16 protein-coding genes are annotated in these 18,261 nt (G+C 37.4%); 6 read left to right on the top strand and 10 right to left on the bottom strand.

The window, feature by feature from the left end:
* Positions 1-27: 27 nt before the first annotated feature.
* The 9 genes from IGL49_RS09290 to groES form a co-directional block, all read right to left on the bottom strand.
* Positions 28-1,857 carry a heavy metal translocating P-type ATPase gene (locus IGL49_RS09290; protein ID WP_164982972.1) on the bottom strand — a complete coding sequence of 610 codons (1,830 nt, stop codon included), beginning with the start codon at positions 1,855-1,857 and terminating at the stop codon, positions 28-30.
* A 170-nt stretch (positions 1,858-2,027) separates the two neighbouring features.
* Positions 2,028-2,855, bottom strand: a complete 828-nt coding sequence (gene nadE, locus IGL49_RS09295; RefSeq protein WP_104854918.1) for an ammonia-dependent NAD(+) synthetase — start codon at positions 2,853-2,855, stop codon at positions 2,028-2,030.
* Positions 2,856-2,857: 2 nt separating this feature from the next.
* Positions 2,858-4,342: a nicotinate phosphoribosyltransferase gene (locus tag IGL49_RS09300; protein WP_002367162.1), complete on the bottom strand. Its 1,485-nt coding sequence runs from the start codon at positions 4,340-4,342 to the stop codon at positions 2,858-2,860.
* 77 nt (positions 4,343-4,419) lie between these two features.
* On the bottom strand, positions 4,420-4,830 hold the full coding sequence (locus tag IGL49_RS09305) for a GtrA family protein (RefSeq protein WP_104854917.1): 411 nt from the start codon (positions 4,828-4,830) through the stop codon (positions 4,420-4,422).
* A gap of 220 nt (positions 4,831-5,050) precedes the next feature.
* The gene (locus IGL49_RS09310; RefSeq protein WP_104854916.1) at positions 5,051-6,598 is read right to left on the bottom strand and encodes a glucosaminidase domain-containing protein; all 1,548 of its coding nucleotides are present in this window, start codon (positions 6,596-6,598) and stop codon (positions 5,051-5,053) included.
* 16 nt (positions 6,599-6,614) lie between these two features.
* Positions 6,615-7,325 (bottom strand): hypothetical protein, encoded by a 711-nt coding sequence (locus tag IGL49_RS09315; RefSeq protein WP_104854915.1) that lies wholly within the window; start codon positions 7,323-7,325, stop codon positions 6,615-6,617.
* A 23-nt stretch (positions 7,326-7,348) separates the two neighbouring features.
* Positions 7,349-8,068 carry a response regulator transcription factor gene (locus IGL49_RS09320; protein WP_162782527.1) on the bottom strand — a complete coding sequence of 240 codons (720 nt, stop codon included), beginning with the start codon at positions 8,066-8,068 and terminating at the stop codon, positions 7,349-7,351.
* A 303-nt stretch (positions 8,069-8,371) separates the two neighbouring features.
* On the bottom strand, positions 8,372-9,997 hold the full coding sequence (gene groL / locus IGL49_RS09325; protein WP_104854914.1) for a chaperonin GroEL: 1,626 nt from the start codon (positions 9,995-9,997) through the stop codon (positions 8,372-8,374).
* Positions 9,998-10,054: 57 nt separating this feature from the next.
* Positions 10,055-10,339 (bottom strand): co-chaperone GroES, encoded by a 285-nt coding sequence (gene groES, locus IGL49_RS09330; RefSeq protein ID WP_002356531.1) that lies wholly within the window; start codon positions 10,337-10,339, stop codon positions 10,055-10,057.
* A 228-nt stretch (positions 10,340-10,567) separates the two neighbouring features.
* Between groES and IGL49_RS09335 the strand changes: the two genes are divergently transcribed.
* Together IGL49_RS09335 and IGL49_RS09340 are read left to right on the top strand one after the other, a co-directional pair.
* Entirely contained in the window at positions 10,568-10,744 is a 177-nt protein-coding gene (locus IGL49_RS09335) for a hypothetical protein (protein WP_002356530.1), read from the top strand.
* Between the two features lie 18 nt (positions 10,745-10,762).
* Entirely contained in the window at positions 10,763-11,416 is a 654-nt protein-coding gene (locus IGL49_RS09340; protein ID WP_104854913.1) for a CPBP family intramembrane glutamic endopeptidase, read from the top strand.
* Between the two features lie 42 nt (positions 11,417-11,458).
* On the opposite strand, the gene IGL49_RS09345 is transcribed toward IGL49_RS09340, so the two are convergent.
* Positions 11,459-12,109 (bottom strand): redox-sensing transcriptional repressor Rex, encoded by a 651-nt coding sequence (locus IGL49_RS09345; RefSeq protein ID WP_104854912.1) that lies wholly within the window; start codon positions 12,107-12,109, stop codon positions 11,459-11,461.
* A gap of 213 nt (positions 12,110-12,322) precedes the next feature.
* Here IGL49_RS09345 and IGL49_RS09350 point away from each other — a divergent pair, with 213 nt between their 5' ends.
* The 4 genes from IGL49_RS09350 to IGL49_RS09365 all read left to right on the top strand — a co-directional run bounded on the left by IGL49_RS09350 (position 12,323) and on the right by IGL49_RS09365 (position 18,008).
* Positions 12,323-14,269, top strand: a complete 1,947-nt coding sequence (locus IGL49_RS09350) for an ABC-F family ATP-binding cassette domain-containing protein (RefSeq protein ID WP_104854911.1) — start codon at positions 12,323-12,325, stop codon at positions 14,267-14,269.
* Between the two features lie 14 nt (positions 14,270-14,283).
* Complete coding sequence (locus IGL49_RS09355; protein ID WP_002356525.1) at positions 14,284-14,916, top strand: GntR family transcriptional regulator; 633 nt, start codon at positions 14,284-14,286, stop codon at positions 14,914-14,916.
* A gap of 199 nt (positions 14,917-15,115) precedes the next feature.
* A complete protein-coding gene (locus IGL49_RS09360; protein ID WP_002388977.1) occupies positions 15,116-16,306 on the top strand; it encodes a quaternary amine ABC transporter ATP-binding protein in 1,191 nt (396 codons plus the stop codon).
* Entirely contained in the window at positions 16,299-18,008 is a 1,710-nt protein-coding gene (locus IGL49_RS09365; RefSeq protein WP_104854910.1) for an ABC transporter permease/substrate binding protein, read from the top strand. The genes IGL49_RS09360 and IGL49_RS09365 overlap by 8 nt, the downstream gene beginning before the upstream one ends.
* The last annotated feature ends 253 nt before the right edge of the window (positions 18,009-18,261 follow it).

Consider the following 18,261-nt stretch of genomic DNA (forward strand, 5'->3'; position numbering starts at 1 on the left):
GATATTCAGGCAATTAATTGTTCCGCCTTATTTGCCAATTCGGCGAGCACGTAAAGCGGATAAGATTGACACAGTGTCCACGACTTCTTGTAGCATAGCCCCAAATAGCGCCGGAATGATCCCTGTACTAGCAATTAGCATTAGTAAAACGCAGATAAAAATTCCGATTAACACAGATTGTTTCGCAATTTTCATGGTATCTTGGGCAATTTCGACCGCTTGGCTGACTTTACTTAAGTCATCTTTTAAAATAACAACGTCGGCAGTTTCACTAGCCGCAGTAGCTCCATGAGCGCCCATGGCAATGCCTACGTCTGCAGCAGCGAGCGAAGGTGCATCATTTACACCATCCCCGACCATGATGACCGGATGATTTTCTTTGGGCAATTCTTCTAAAATAGTTAATTTATCTTGTGGTAAACATTCCCCATGAACTTCGGTAATCCCCACTTCTGCAGCAATCGTTTCTGCGACAGATTCTTGATCTCCAGTCAGCATTAAAATTCGCTGAAGATGCATTTGTTGTAATTTTTCCATGGTCTCTTTTGCTTCTGGCCGTACCGTGTCCGTAAAAGTAATTCGACCTAAATATGTGCCATTACGTGAAATATGAATGGTCGTTTTATCAATTTTTTCAGTTGTTTCAGAGTCTTGTGTCACAAAATTCTTTTTGCCTACCCGTATCTCAGCGCCATCCACAAATGCCTTCACACCAGCCCCAGAAACTTCCGCTAAATTTGTGATATTTTTCAATGGGACATCTTGCTTTCTGGCATAAGCAACAATTGATCTAGCTAAAATATGACTTGATTCTTGTTCCACGCTTGCTGCCAATCCCACTAATTCAGCAGCAGTTATTTCAGCATTGATTGGTTGGACTTGATCAACAGAAAGTTGTCCTTTCGTAATCGTACCCGTTTTATCAAACGCAATCGTTTTTGCAGAAGCTAATTTTTCGACCATCGTTCCCGATTTAATAACGACCCCATGACGACTTGAACGACCCATCCCTGCCACTAAAGCGATTGGGGCAGATAGAATCAAAGGACATGGCGAAGCAACGACTAAAACTTCCGCAAAACGTGTCGGACTTTTTGAAACAAACCAAGCAATACCTGCAATTAGATAGGCAACTAGCGTAAAAGGTACCGCATAACGATCTGCTAAACGTACAAAGTGAGCTGGACGTGCCGCAGATTCTTTCACTAAGTTCACAATTGTTTGATATTGACTGTCTGCTACAGTTTTTTCCGCAACCATTTTCAAAGAGCCATCACCATTCACGGAACCAGACATTAACTCGTCACCAGGATTTTTTTCAATTGGTTTTGATTCTCCTGTTAAGGAAGATTCATCAACTGTTGATGTCCCAGTTTTCACCAAGCCATCAACTGGAACTAGTTCCCCTGGTTTTACTACTAATTCATCGCCAACATTGATTTCCTCAACAGAAACATCTTCTAAATTTTCCCCATTCAAGCGATGGGCTTTTTGTGGCGAGTTATCCAATAACGACTTCAGCTCTTGGTTTGCTTTTCCAGCGGCATAGTCTTCTAACGAATCGCCACCAGTCAACATAATTAAAATCATCAAACTGGCCCAGTATTCTCCCACAGCTAAGGTTGCAACGATAGCGGTAATCGCTAAAATATCGACACCATATTTTCCTTCACGTAAGGTTTGAATCATTTCCCAGAACATCATTAACGCCATTACAGAACCTGTTATTAAAATAATGCCATACGCCCAATTTGGCTGCTGTAAAATAAATTCAAATAATAATGCAAAAACGCCTGTTATAATTGTAATCCCTAATTTGGTTACATGCTTCATCTCTTTTTCTCTCCCATCATTCACTTTACATTATTGAGCGTACCTTTTCTGTTTTGAAAAAGAAAGTGAAAACGCCTAAATGAAAACGACTTTCATTATCATAAAATAGTTGCTGTAGCAACGTTTACTTTCTGAAAAGTAGTTATGTAAAAAAAAACACAGACCATCGTTCATTCGCCGATGGTCTGTGTTTTTTATTTCCAAAAATCATCAAAAATTGTAATTGGTAAATGCCGTTTGTGTTGTCCTTTTTGATACCAGTTTTCAATTGTTTGTTGATCTGTTTCTGAGACTTTTTTGCCTTCCAAATAATCATCAATGGCATCATACGTGACACCTAAGGCAACTTCATCTGCAACTAACGGTTTGTCATCTTCTAGATCAGCTGTTGGTATTTTTAGATACAAGGCTTCTGGTGCCCCAAGTTCTTTCAACAAGGCTTTTCCTTGGCGCTTATTTAAACGAAATAACGGTAAAATATCCGCTCCGCCATCGCCATATTTGGTGAAGAAAGCTGTCACATTTTCGGCTGCGTGGTCTGTGCCAATTACTGCGCCAGCATTTTCGCCAGCTACTGCATATTGTGCAATCATACGTTGACGTGCTTTCATGTTCCCTTTATTAAAATCGCTAATTTGAACACCAGCGTTTTCTAGCGAACCAACCATTGCATCCACTGCGGGTTTAATATCCACTCGTAAAGAAACATCTGGCTGGATAAAGGCTAGCGCGGCTTGTGCATCAGCTTCATCTGCTTGCTCACCGTAAGGAAGGCGAATCGCAATAAATTGATACGACATATCTCCTGTTTCTTCGCGCATTTCAGTCATCGCTAATTGTGCTAAGCGCCCAGCCAATGTTGAATCTTGTCCGCCACTAATTCCCAAGACAAAGGTTTTTAAAAAAGGATGTTTAGTTAAATAAGCTTTCAGAAAATCAATACTTTTACGAACTTCTTCTTTTGGATCAATTGTCGGTAAAACACCTAACTCTTGAATGATTTTTTCTTGAAGTGTTGTCATTTCTAGGCCTCCTTATTCACCGTTTCCGTTAAATGTTTAACGTCTTTACGCACTTTTTCCAATAAATTCATTTTGTGGTTCCAACAATCTGTTGAAAGGTCCACTGGATATTTCTGCGGATTCAAGTCCCGCTTGTATTCTTCCCAAAGTGAATCTAAATTTTCTTTTGCATACTGTTTAATTTCATCTAAAGTTGGTAATTCGTACACACGTTTTCCTTCAACAAAAATGTCTTGGAGTACTGGCCGTGCCTCAAAATCACGGACATACTTATTAATAAAGGTATGCACGGGATGGAACATATAAATTTCTTCTTCTTGGCGAGGATCTTCGTTCCAAAGTGTCACATAGTCCCCTTCTGACTTTTTATCAGATTTACGTGTAATACGCCAGACTTGTTTTTTTCCTGGTGTTGTCACTTTTTCAGCATTGCTAGATAGTTTAATGGTATCTTTCATTTGACCATCTTCACCTTCAATTGAAACTAATTTAAACACCGCTCCTAACGCTGGTTGATCATAGGCGGTAATCAGCTTGGTGCCAACGCCCCAGACATCAATTTTTGATTTTTGCATTTTTAGATTCAAAATCGTATTTTCATCTAAATCGTTCGATGCATAAATTTTTGCTTCGGTAAAGCCAGCTTCGTCCAATTGTTCACGAACTCGTTTAGAAATATAAGCCATATCGCCACTATCAATCCGCACACCTAGGAAATTAATTTTATCACCCATTTCTCGAGCCACTCGAATTGCGCTTGGCACTCCCGCTTTCAAGGTATCATACGTATCCACAAGGAAAACACAATCCCGATGTGTTTTGGCATACGCCATGAATGCTTCATAATCATTTCCATACGACTGAACCAATGAATGGGCATGAGTTCCACTAACTGGAATACCAAAAATTTTACCGGCACGAACATTACTTGTCGCGTCCGCCCCACCAATATAGGCGGCTCTTGTGCCCCAAATGGCAGCATCTAATTCTTGGGCCCGGCGTGTTCCAAATTCCAATAAAGGATCATCGCCAATCACAGATTTAATTCGAGCCGCTTTTGTCGCAATTAATGTTTGGAAATTCACCATATTTAGCAAGGCTGTTTCTACCAATTGACATTGTGCCAAAGGACCTTCAATTTGAATTAGCGGTTCGTTATTAAAAACTAAATCCCCTTCTAAAGCAGAGCGTACAGTACATTTAAATTCAAAATTCGCTAAATACGTCAAGAAATCTTCTGGGTATTCTTCAACTTCTCGGAGGTATGCAATATCAGATTCTGTGAACGTTAAATTTTCGAGATAATTGATTAAACGTTCTAAACCGGCAAAAATTGCGTAGCCATGATTAAAGGGCATCTCTCTAAAATAACATTCAAAAACAGCATGTAAATCTGCTCTCCCTAATTCCCAGTATGTTTGCATCATATTGATTTGATACATATCTGTATGCAATGTCAAACTATCATCTGCATATGTATAGTCCATCGTTTCCTACCTCTATTCTTTGTATTAAAAACTTGTTTATATTATAACAAAAAAAATTTTTTTAGCCTAAAATCTGCTTAGACCTCTTTTTCTTTAAAAATAAAAAATTTACTGAAGAAATAATTTAAAACTACTACTACAACTTGTGTAATCATTTTCGCCCAAAACGATGAAAAATGAATGCCATCAATTAGGAGAATCATTAAACCCATATCAGCCACAAAAGATAAAATTCGGTACCAATAAAATAAGCCCATTTCTTTAAAAAAACCAGCTATGCTTTCATGCTTACTTGCGAATACCCAATATTTGTTAGTGAAAAAGGCAAATAAAACAGATAAAAACCAACTAATTGTGTTACTTATCTTGTAATCCAACCCTAACACATTTTGACAAACAAAAAACACAACTAAGTTGACGACAGTCGTTGCACCACCAAAAAATAAATAAGCCAGTACTTCTCGGTATTTACGAAATAATTCTTTCAATTTTCACGCATCCTTTCAACTAATCATTTTATCAAACTTCGGAAAAAAAACCTATCTATTTTGTGTAAAGACACAATTCTCTTGCTAATTTTACTATTTATTAAGTATTTATGAAAAACAGAGTAAAAGAGTAGAGGAAAAGTTCATCCATGAATGAACTTCCCCTCTACTCTTACTCTAATAACATATTGACTCCATTGACCGATAAGTTAAATCAGCATTAGTCCTTTAGCTCAGGAAGTGCTATCCTTTGTCCTTCGATTAATAGAGAATACGTTAAGTCATTTGCCTGCTTGAGCGCGGTTAAGGAATAGCCAGTTTGTTTAGCAACTTTCGCGAGTGTCTCTCCTCTTTTTACTTCATAATACTCAGTAGACTCTGTTTTTGAGTCCCTCGCTTTACCATTTGTTTGCTCTGCTGTCTTCAAAGCATTAGTCACCGATTTACTGATTATTAGTGATTGAAGTAACGCTTGTTCTTTCGGTTCTAGAGAAGTCACCGCTGTTTGCTGAGGAATCGTGATCTTTTGGCCAATATAAAACATTTCTTGAGTCTTTGAATTTTGTTTTAAAATGGCTGTTGCTGACACACCAAACGTCTGGCTAATGGTGGCGAGAGAATCTCCTTTGCTTACTTCATAGACGACCGCTTCTTTTTTTAGCTGTGCCTTGACTGCTTCCTTATCAAACGAAGGTTTCTTTTCTTCTGCCAAATTAGTCACTACTGGTTTTTTCTTTTCTTGATCGTATTCAGTTAATTGATAGGTTTCAATCAACGCATTTAATTTTTTATCGTAATATGTATCCGTTGCATAACGACCTGTTAAAAATTTTGTTGCCTGCTGATAATTCGTCGTGTTTGCTTTCAAAACGCCGTGATAAAACGTCGGATTACCCGCCAGCCCATTGATGATTAATTTACTATAGTCTGTTAATGACTCTTTATAGGAAGGATACTGACGAAAATCGGCATGAATGGTGGTCATCTTCCCTTTACCATCATCTTCTTGTGTGGAAAAGCTGACACTTTGACCTTGATAAGCGCCTTTAATGCCAAACAAATTATAATTTGGCGCCACCGCTAACGCACTATTGCCTGAGCCACTCTCTAAAATAGCTTGAGCTATCATGACAGAAGCGTATAGATTATGTCGCTGACCAATAACTCGTGCTTCTTCACCGATTTTTCTAATAAACTCAGAAGTAGAAGCATTTTCTTGGACAACAAAATTTGCCTCAGCTTGTTGTTGAATGCCTGCTTGCTTTTCCTTTTCTTGACTATTGTTCATCTCTGAATGTACCAATGGCTCTTTGGTCTTTTCAGTTAATGTAGAATTTTGTGATTCCTGATTATGAGGCGGCTTTTCAGTGAGTGTTTTACGCTTTTCAGACGTTGGTTGCTCACTTTGTAACGATTCGGTTGGTTTAGTACTAGCAATTGTCTTTTCTTGTGGCGGTGAACTATTTTCAGGTTCTGAAGGTTTCATATTATTTTCCCGCTGGTCACTGTTGTCATTTTGTGTTGAACTTTCTTGTTGTTCAGACGAACTTATTATTGTTTCGTTCTCCGTTGAAGAAGTAAGGGTTCTTTGGTCTTGATTGACTTGGTCCGCTATTTTTTCTTCCAACACTAGCTGTCGGCTTCTGTCACTCGTTTCGATCTCTTCTTGAGCGATTAATGGTTCCGAATTGTAGTAACTGATGCCCACGTAAGTTCCTAAGACTCCAATATATACCAACTTCAAATATCTTGCCTTTCTTTTTTTCATTGCATTTCTCCTTCATTTACCTCTTTATTTCTGCTAATAATTGCTCTATCTGTTGGTACATTCCATTTGATTCATTCTTGATGGTCAGCATTTGTTCACAATAAGCTTGGTACTCACTTGCCACTTGCTTCATGCGCGTTAAAGTTGCTAGACGTTGTGCCAGTTCTTCATGAACTGTTGCAACTTGTTGGTTAGCTTGAGCAATTGTTTCTTTTGCTTGACGCTTGGCTTCTAATAACACTTCGCCAATTTCTTTTTGAGAAAGCGTAACGGCTGTGTCTAAATTCTCTTCACTGGTCTGTCTCTGTTGCATCTTTTCTTCAGACAATTGTTTCTGTAAAGAAGTGATAGTTGCTTTTTTATCACTTAACGTTTCTTTAACATGTTTAAGTTGAACATCTTTTTCGACTACTTGTTTTTGTAATGATTCCACTTCATTGGTTTGCATTAATAATTGCTCCGTTAGCTTTTTAACGGATTGCTGATAAATTTGATTTTCTTCTTCTAATTTTTCAACAAAAGAAAATGATTCTTCTGACAGTTCAGTCGGCACTTCTTGCTTGACCTGCTTAACTTTTGCAGCTTGCTCTTTTGCATAAACAACCTCGTCATCAAAGATTGCTTCTTCTGTTATCTTTGGTTGTGCTTTCACCGATTGTTCATTTTCAAAATCCGGTATCTTCTCATACTCCCCATCTTCATTGTTTTTAGTCAAAAATTGCCACATCTTTTTCTCCCCCTTCGTACCTTTTACACCGTTAACATATAGCCTTTTGAGCGAATTGTTTTGATATACTGTGGTTTGTTCACATCTTGCTCAATTTTTTTGCGCAAATGGAAAATCACATTAGCAACACGGTATTTCCGTTCATTCGCAGTATCTTTCCAGACATTTTTGTAGAGTTCTTCATATGTAATTGTTTGCCCTGCGTGTTTGTATAAATACTCTATTGTGAAAAATTCCAATTTTGTTAAAAGAATTTCTTCTCCACTTCCCAAGCAAACACTCAAATTTGGGGCAATTAAATACAATCTCTCAGAAAGATTCTTAGTAACTGTTTGTTCCTGGTTTGCACTAGCTAGTTTAGGATAAAAACGTCTTTTTACACGTTGCAATAAATTACTCATGCTTAACACGCATTCTTGACGATCATAAGATTGATCAAAAACCCCATCTGCACCTAATTGTAAATAAATAATTCGATTGACTTTACTAATTGCTTCTGTCCGAGAAAATAACCAAATCGGCAAGTCTGACTGCTTGCGAATCGTCATTAATAACTCACAACAAGTATTTACTTGTTGGTGGTCAGTCACTTCAATCACTAGTCCATCAATATGGTGCAAATGAAGAAGGATATTTGTGCCTTGGATGATCTGACAGTCTACTTGATTACTAACAAACCAATTTTGACAGTATTCGTTTGTTTCAGTTGTCAAAGGGACGACACCAATTGTATATTTTTCCATTTTTTCACCTCAATCTTCCTAACATTCTCCTTTAAAATATAATAATTTTTATTTATATTCTATTAATAAATAAAAATTACCAACTACTAGTTTTCAAAAAATGATTGTTATTACTAAATTTTATCGAATAAAAACAAGGCTGTCTAGCTAAAACGAAGCCTTTAAATTATCATCTTTTTTGTTAAATGAGCAAATATTTGAGAAAATACTCCAAGTAAGGTTATTATTCAGTTTATTTATTCTTTATGTAAAAAAAAGCTTACGATTTTTCAATCGTAAGCTTTTAGAATACTTTTTTTATTTTTACATCATACCGCCCATGCCCATTGATGGATCCATCATAGGAGCTGGTGCAGCTGGTTCTGGTTTGTCTGCAACAACTGCTTCAGTTGTTAATAATAAAGCTGACACAGAAGCTGCATTTTGTAATGCAGAACGAGTTACTTTTGTTGGGTCAACAATACCGGCTTCAACCATGTTTACCCATTCACCGTTAGCGGCATTGAATCCGATACCTAAGTCAACATTTTTTAGTTTGTCAACAATCACTGATCCTTCATAACCAGCGTTTTCAGCGATTTGACGGATTGGTTCTTCTAATGCACGAACGACAATCTTGATTCCTGTTGCCACATCGCCCTCAGCTTCAAGTGCAGCGACTTTACCAATTACATTGACAAGTGCGGTACCACCACCAGAAACCATGCCTTCTTCCACTGCGGCACGTGTTGCGTTTAATGCATCTTCAATTCGTAATTTTAATTCTTTTAATTCTGTTTCAGTTGCAGCACCGACTTTAACGACAGCAACCCCGCCAGCTAATTTAGCTAAACGTTCTTGTAATTTTTCACGATCAAAATCAGACGTTGTTTCGCCGATTTGGTTTTTAATTAAATGAACACGTGCATCAATGGCATCTTTTGAGCCAGCACCTTCAACAATTGTTGTGTTATCTTTGTCGACAACTACTTTGCTAGCATTTCCTAAGTTTTCAATGGTTGTGTCTTTTAACTCTAACCCTAAGTCGTCAGTGATTACTGTACCACCTGTTAAAATAGCAATATCTTCAAGCATCGCTTTGCGGCGGTCACCAAATCCTGGCGCTTTTACTGCGACAACATTAAATGTACCACGGATTTTGTTCAACACTAATGTTGGTAATGCTTCCCCATCAACATCATCTGCAATGATCAATAGTGGACGGCTTTGTTGTAAAATTTGTTCTAATAAAGGTAAAATATCTTGAATATTTGAGATTTTTTTGTCGGTGATTAAGATATATGGATTTTCTAAAACAGCTTCCATTTTATCATTGTCAGTAACCATGTATTGAGATAAATAACCGCGGTCAAATTGCATTCCTTCAACCACATCTAATTCTGTTTCAATCCCTTTTGATTCTTCAATGGTAATTACGCCATCATTACCAACTTTTTCCATTGCATCAGCAATTAATTGGCCGACTTTTTCAGAACCTGATGAAACAGCAGCGACTTGTGCAATCGCTTCTTTTGAATCAACTACAGATGAAATATTGTGTAATTCTTCTACTGCTGTTTTTGTTGCTAATTCAATCCCACGACGAATACCTAATGGGTTAGCTCCAGCAGTTACGTTTTTTAAGCCTTCACGAACAATGGCTTGTGTCAAAACAGTCGCTGTTGTTGTTCCGTCACCAGCAATATCATTCGTTTTAGAAGCAACTTCTGAAACTAATTTTGCGCCCATGTTTTCGAAATGATCTTCTAATTCAATTTCCTTAGCAATTGTTACCCCATCGTTAGTAATCAATGGTGAACCGAATGATTTTTCTAAAACAACGTTACGACCTTTAGGGCCTAATGTTACTTTCACTGTATCTGCTAATACATCTACTCCGCGTAGCATTGCTGCACGTGCATCTTCTGCAAATTTAATCTCTTTTGCCATGATTTCTTCACCTCATAATTTTTTTCTTCTATTATATTATTCTGTAAAAGTTGTTTATTATTCAACAGTAGCAATAATGTCTTTGGCTGATACAATTAAGTATTCTACGCCTTCGTATTTCACTTCTGTTCCTGAATATTTTTCAAACATTACTGTGTCACCAATTTTTACTTCCATCGGAACTTTTGTGCCATTTTCAAGCACACGACCTTCACCTACTGCGATAACTTCACCTGTTTGTGGTTTTTCTTTTGCAACGGATGCAAGAACAATTCCTCCAACAGTTTTTTCTTCTTCTTTCGCGACTCTAATTACGACGCGATCGCCTAATGGTTTTAACACAATAAATCCCTCCAAATAAAAGTTTTCGCTTATTTTAGCACTCGATACACAAGAGTGCTAACTCACACTACTTATAATACTCATTTCACTCTAAAAATGCAAGTATTTTCTCTCTTTTTCTTGTCAATTATAAGATACGCATTTTTTAAGTATTCTTTTTTCATGGAATGTTTTTCCAATTCTTTAATTCATGGTAAAATAAATTGACTACGATTGGAGGCGAATAAAATGAAACAACGTTTACTTACAGCACTAATAGCAACATTCGTTTATTTTGTGATAGCGAATTTAGGAAATCTTGTTTTCAGTGTCACAGAAGGGATTGTTTCGACACTTTGGGAATCTCTTTTCTTTTTCTTATTCGTTTTTCTTTTATTAGGATATCGCAATAATCGTAAAAAATAATTATAGAAAGGATTAACCATGACCTTAAGAAAATCAAGTTTATTTATTTTAGTCACATATATTATCGCTTTTTTCGGGCCGTTACTTTTTTCTGGTATTTCCCCTAATGCAGCGATTAATGTGACAACTGCTCTCTACATTATTGGCGCCCTTGTAATGATTGGCATCTTTTTAAAAACAACAGAACCTTCTCCTTTAGAGGAAACAGCAACCTTGAAATCACCTATTTTTATTTTTTTATTAGGTGTTAGTGGTATTTTCATTGCTATGCTGATACAAGGAATTACTTTTGCCATTGAAGTAGCCATCACAGGAGAACAAGCTACTTCTCAAAATACACAAGCCATTGTAGCGGTGATTTTGGCAAACCCTTTATTTATTTTGGCAACTACTATTGGTGGTCCGATTATGGAAGAATTCGTCTTTCGTTATGCATTTATCCATTTAATCCAGCCTTTTACAAATTTCTGGATTGCGGCTACTGTTAGTTCGGCGATTTTTTCACTCGCACATGCCGATGGTCACTTTTTTGTTTATTTCTTTATGGGATTTTTCTTTGCTCTTTTGTACAAGCAAACTGGAAAAATTTGGACCTCAATTATTGCCCATTGCGGCATGAATACGATTGTGATTATTGTTCAACTACTTTTGCATAATGGTGCAATTCAATAAGAAAAGGGCCTTCGTCTAAACGACTAGGCCCTTTTCTTTTGCTTATTCTTCTTCGTCAATCAATTCGTTGTCATGATGTAAGAAATAAATTAATGTTTGTAATTCGTTGGTTAAGTCAACATTTTGAATTAATACTTCAGGTGGCGCTACTAAACGCGCAGCCGTAAAGTTTAGAATTCCTTTAACCCCTGCTTCGGCAAGTTTGTTCACAACTTCTTGCGCTTTGCGAGCTGGAATAGTTAAAATAGCTACTTCGATTTGTTGAACACGGATTTGTTCCATCATATCTTCCATTGGATAAACCGGAATACCGTCAACAATGCGTCCCACAATATCTTCATTCACATCAAATGCGCAACTTATACGAATACTGTTGCTTTGATGGAATTTGTACTTTAATAAAGCACTTCCTAAATTACCAACCCCGATTAATGCGACATTGGTTAACTCATCTTCATTCAATGTTTTTGCAAAAAAGTTCATTAAGTTTTCAACATCATAGCCGTACCCACGTTTACCTAATTCACCAAAATATGAAAAGTCACGACGAATAGTCGCACTGTCTACTTGTACCGCTTCACTTAATTCAGTTGATGAGACTTTATTTTTTCCTGTATCATGTAACATTCTTAAGTAGCGATAATATAAAGGAAGGCGTCGCGCCGTTGCTTTTGGAATAACTTGATCTTTCACAATTGGACCTCCAATACTTTCACTTAAATCTTATCCATTAACATAATAGCAGTTTTTCACAATAAAAAGCAATTCTATGGCTCAAAAATAGCATTTTTCTTCAAAAGTTTGTGATAAAAGGTATAAACCTTCACAAAGCATTTTTTGATACGTGCTATTTTAACAGATTTTATGCTACACTAAGGGCAATGAATTTAGAAATGAGGACTACTGATGATTTTATTACAAGCAAATCAAGTTGCCCGGCATTTTGGCTCGGAAACATTGTTTGAAAACATACATTTAGAAATTGCAACCAAAAGTCGGATTGCCTTAGTTGGTCGTAACGGTGCTGGAAAATCGACTTTTTTAAAAATCATTGCAGGCATTGATGCTCCCGATAGCGGAACCATTGCCAAAAATAAAACCGCTACGTTAGGTTATTTAGCTCAAAATACTGGCTTGGAATCAGATAAAACCGTTTGGGAAGAAATGACAAAAGCCTTTGCTGACATCCTAGAAATGGAACAGCGTATGCGAGAATTAGAAACCAAAATTAGTGAAATGGATCCAACCACTTCCGTTTATGAAGGAATTTTAAAAGAGTACGATCAATTGCAACATACGTTTTCCGAAAAAAATGGCTATGGCTATGAAAATGAAATTCGCTCAGTCCTTCACGGCTTCGGCTTTGATGAATCGTTTTACACAAAAGATATTCAAACTTTATCTGGTGGTCAAAAAACCCGGCTTGCCTTAGCGAGAATGCTTTTACAAAAACCAGACATTTTAATTCTGGACGAGCCTACAAACCACTTAGATATCGAGACGCTTTCTTGGCTGGAATCTTATTTGCCAAGTTATGCCGGCGCCCTATTGATTGTTTCCCACGATCGTTATTTTTTAGATAAGGTAGTTAATGAAGTTTATGAACTGAGCCGCAAAAAAATGACTCACTACAAAGGAAACTATTCCAAATACTTAGAGTTAAAAGCAGAACAATTAGCTAGTGAATGGAAAGCGTATGAAAAGCAACAAGAAGAAATCAATAAGTTAGAAGATTTCGTTGCCAAAAATCTGGTTCGTGCATCTACAACGAAACGTGCGCAAAGTCGCCGAAAAGTATTAGAAAAAATGGATCGTTTAGACCGACCTCAAGGAGATGAAAAATCGGCGCATTTTCTTTTCGATAGTGAAAAAGTCTCGGGAAATGTTGTTTTACAAGTCGAAGATGCCGCTATTGGCTACGACCAAGACCATATTTTATCCGAACCTATTCACTTGGATATTCGTCGCAAAGAAGCCATTGCCTTAGTCGGGCCGAACGGAATTGGTAAATCCACTCTCTTGAAATCAATTATTGACCGCATTCCTTTCATTAAAGGAAGTAAAACTTTTGGCACCAATGTTTCTGTAGGTTACTATGACCAAGAGCAAGCGAATTTACATGGCAACAAAACAGTCTTAGCGGAATTATGGGATGAACACCCAACCACACCTGAAAAAGAGATTCGTAGTGTTTTAGGCGGCTTTCTCTTCAGTGGAGATGATGTTGAAAAAACGATTCCTTTATTAAGCGGTGGCGAAAAAGCACGGGTGGCATTAGCAAAGTTAGCGATGGATCGTGACAATTTCTTGATTCTCGATGAGCCAACCAACCACTTGGATATCGATAATAAAGAAGTTTTAGAAAATGCGCTGATTGATTATGAAGGAACCATCCTCTTCGTTTCCCATGACCGTTACTTTATCAATCGAATTGCAACAAAAGTTGTTGAACTTTCTGAAAAAGGTAGCAAACTTTATTTAGGCGACTATGATTATTATTTAGAAAAGAAACAAGAGGAAGAAGAAATCGCTGCTCTCCTAGCTAATCAAGAAGCGGTGAAAAAACCCGAACCAGTCACAGCCAAAAATACCTTTTATCAAAACAAGGAGCAACAAAAATTACTCCGTACTTTGCAAAGAAAAATAACACAAGTCGAAGAAAATCTTGCTCAGTTAGATACGACAATTGCACAATTAGAAGCACAAATGAGTCAACCAGACATTCTAGAAAATCATGTTGAATTGCTGGCCTTAAACCAACAATTAGATGAAGCTCGTCAGCAACAAGATGAACTACTTGAGCAATGGGAAAATTTCAGTTTAGAATTAGAAGAAATGGAAAATAACAATTAACGGAGGGATTCACTATGGCTTCCAAAAAAATTAGTTTAACGAAGCCCAAATATCAACAAATCGCCGTTGATGTTGCGGAAAAAATTGCAGAGGGCAAATTACATGTTGGAGATAAAATCCATGCCCGTTCTACCCTGGCTAACCAATACCAGGTGTCGCCAGAAACAGCCCGCAAAGCCATTATCGTTTTAGTCGATTTAGAAATCGTTAAAGCCAAACACGGCAGTGGCTTCTATGTAGCATCAAAAGAAAAAGCGCAGGACTTTGTAACACAATATCAAGACGTTCAAACGATTGCTGAAATTAAAGAAGAATTGCTAGATAGCGTAGCCAAACAAAAAGAAGAACTTACTCATTTTTCTAGCATTCTAGATACTCTTGTTGAACAAACAAAGCGTTTTGATTCTTTCAATCCAATGAATCCCTATTCATTAGTTTTAACAGAAGAAGCTGCTTATCTTGAGGCAACGATTAGCGAAATGAATTTTTGGCAAAATACCTCGGCAACCATCATCGCTATCAAACACAAAGAAGAGCTTCTGGTCTCACCTGGTCCATATGCAAAGATTTCGTTGAACGACACGCTTTATTTTGTTGGACATGACGAATCAACCTTACAACGTGTCCAAAATTTCTTTTATCCTTAAACAAAAAAGTGACTACTTATCTTGCGATAAATAGTCACTTTTTTTATTTATTTTTTCTATTTTTCATAAAAAACCTTTATAAAACCTAGTTAAAGCACTGTTTTTCTTCGTTTTCAGAAAGATTTTCATCTAATTTGACAAAGTGACAACTTTATAGTAGTCTGGTGTAGTCACTTTTTTATTGAGGAGGAACAATGATTTGCCAAAAGTAAAAGTAAATCACCTTACCAAGATCTTTGGTAAGAAAACCAAACCGGCACTTGAAATGATTCGTGCCAACAAAAGCAAAACAGAAATTTTAGAAAAAACCGGTGCCACAGTCGGTGTTTATGATGTAAATTTCGAAGTTGAAGAAGGCGAAATTTTCGTTATTATGGGGTTATCAGGAAGTGGGAAATCGACATTAATTCGTTTATTAAATCGTTTGATTGAACCAACTTCAGGAAATATTTATATTGATGGACAGGATATTTCTTCTTTAGATAAAGAAGGATTACGTGAAGTACGTCGAAATAAAATGAGCATGGTTTTCCAAAACTTTGGTCTTTTCCCCCATCGAACTATCTTAGAAAATACGGAATACGGTTTAGAAATCCGTGGCGTTCCTAAAGAAGAACGCCAAGCAAAAGCTGAAAAAGCCTTAGAAAATTCTAGCTTAATTGCTTTTAAAGACCAATTACCTAGTCAACTATCTGGTGGGATGCAACAACGTGTCGGCCTTGCTCGTGCCTTGGCTAATGATCCAGAAATTTTATTAATGGACGAAGCGTTCTCTGCTCTTGATCCGTTAATTCGGCGTGAAATGCAAGATGAACTATTAGATTTACAAGAAAATGTCAAAAAAACCATTATCTTTATCACACATGATTTGAATGAAGCCCTACGAATTGGGGACCGAATCGCCTTGATGAAAGATGGTCAAATTATGCAAATCGGGACTGGGGAAGAAATTTTAACTAACCCAGCCAACGAATATGTACGGACCTTCGTGGAAGATGTGGATCGTTCAAAAGTCTTAACTGCCCAAAATATTATGGTACCTGCATTAACTACTAACATTGAAATTGATGGCCCAACTGTTGCTTTAAAACGGATGCGTCAAGAAGAAGTGAGTATGTTACTAGCCGTGGATAAAAAACGCCAACTAAAAGGTGTGGTACGCGCAGAAAAAGCTTTAGAAGCGCGTAAAAACGGGACTTCTCTTGTAGAATGTGTGGATCCAGAAATCCAAACAATCGATAAAGATATGTTGGTAAATGATATTTTCCCACTGATTTATGATGCACAAACGCCTCTTGCCGTGACTGATAACGGCAAACTATTAGGCGTGGTCATCCGTGGTAGCGTACTTGAAGCACTTGCAGAAACAGAGGTGAACGAACATGAATAAGTATCAATTACCTGTCGCGTCTTGGGTTGAAAGTTTTACTGATTGGTTAACTTCAACATTTGCTGGATTATTCAGCGTATTACAAGCTATTGGTCAAAGTGTAATGGACAACATTACTGCATTACTAACAGCCGTACCGCCACTTGTGCTGATCGTGCTCTTAACGATTGCTGCTTTCTTTATTTCTAATAAAAAAATTGGCTTAAGTTTATTCACGTTTATCGGCTTAATGTTTATCTATAATCAAAACTTATGGAACGATTTAATGAGTACCGTTACGTTAGTTTTACTTTCTAGTGTTATTTCCATTATCATTGGTGTGCCGCTAGGGATTTTAATGGCGAAAAGCGAAAAAGCCAAGAGTATCATTACACCGATTTTGGACTTCATGCAAACAATGCCTGGTTTCGTTTACTTGATTCCAGCCGTTGCATTCTTCGGAATTGGTATGGTTCCTGGGGTCTTCGCCTCTGTTATCTTCGCTTTACCACCAACCGTGCGCTTTACGAATTTAGGAATTCGCCAAGTACCAAATGAACTTGTTGAAGCAGCTGATTCTTACGGTAGTACTGGCTGGCAAAAATTATTCAAATTAGAATTACCTTTAGCCAAAAACACGATTATGGCTGGTGTTAACCAAACCACAATGCTAGCTCTATCAATGGTAGTTATTGCTTCAATGATTGGTGCGCCTGGATTAGGACGTGGCGTCCTTTCCGCTTTACAACGTGCACAAGTCGGGAACGGTTTCGTAAATGGTGTGGCTTTAGTTATTTTAGCGATTATCATTGACCGTTTTACTCAACATTTAAATAATAAAAAAGCAGCCCCTAAAGCAGCTGGTGCCACCTCTAAAAAGAAAAAATACGGGATTATTGCAGCGGTTGTTGTAGTTGTCGCTGGCTTAGTTGGTGCTTCAATTTTTACAACAACAAATGATAAGCAAATTTCCCTTTCTTATGTGGAATGGGATACCGAAGTAGCCTCCACACATGTGGTTGCCGAAGTCTTAAAAGATATGGGGTATGATGTTAAAACGACTCCTTTAGATAACGCAATTATGTGGGAATCTGTAGCTAAAGGTGAAACAGATGCCATGGTTGGTGCGTGGCTGCCAGGAACTCACGCAGAGCAATATAAACAATATAAAGATAAATTAGACGACCTCGGTGAAAACCTTAAAGGTGCGAAGCTAGGAATTGTCGTCCCTTCTTATATGGATGTTGATTCTATCGAAGATTTATCTGATCAAGCTGGGAAAAAGATTACTGGAATTGAACCTGGTGCTGGTGTTGTTGCAGCAGCAGAGAACACTAAAGAAGCTTATCCTAATTTGAAAGATTGGTCTGTTGAAACTTCTTCATCAGGTGCCATGACTGTTGCCTTAGGACAAGCAATTAAAAACAACGAAGATATCGTTATTACTGGCTGGTCTCCTCACTGGATGTTTGCAAAATATGATTTAAAATATTTAACTGATCCAAAAGGCACTATGGGCGGCGAAGAAGCGATTCACACAATGGCTCGCCAAGGCCTAAAAGAAGATCAACCAGAAGCTTACAAAGTGTTAAATAATTTCCATTGGACAACTAAGGATATGGAATCAGTCATGTTAGAAATTAACGAAGGCAAAGACCCACAAGAAGCTGCACGCGATTGGGTTGATTCACATAAAGACCAAGTGGCAGAATGGAAAAAGTAATTCTGGATAAATGACTTCCCCATTTATTAAAAGAGGCCGTTGAACAAATTGTTCAACGGCCTCTTTTTTCGTAAAAAAACCACTCAGTTGGGTAGACTGAGTGGAAAGGAGTTATTTTTACTTGAGGAGTAAAAATGAAAAGTGTTTATGTTGGGTGTTTTGTTGGTATGCTTATATATTAACGAGAACCTGTGAATAATTTGTGACGAAAACCTTGGAAATTTGCTACGAATTACTTAAAAAAGTTTAAATG

Origin of the sequence: Enterococcus sp. DIV1337a (assembly GCF_051712285.1) — a bacterium.
GTDB lineage: Bacteria > Bacillota > Bacilli > Lactobacillales > Enterococcaceae > Enterococcus > Enterococcus faecalis.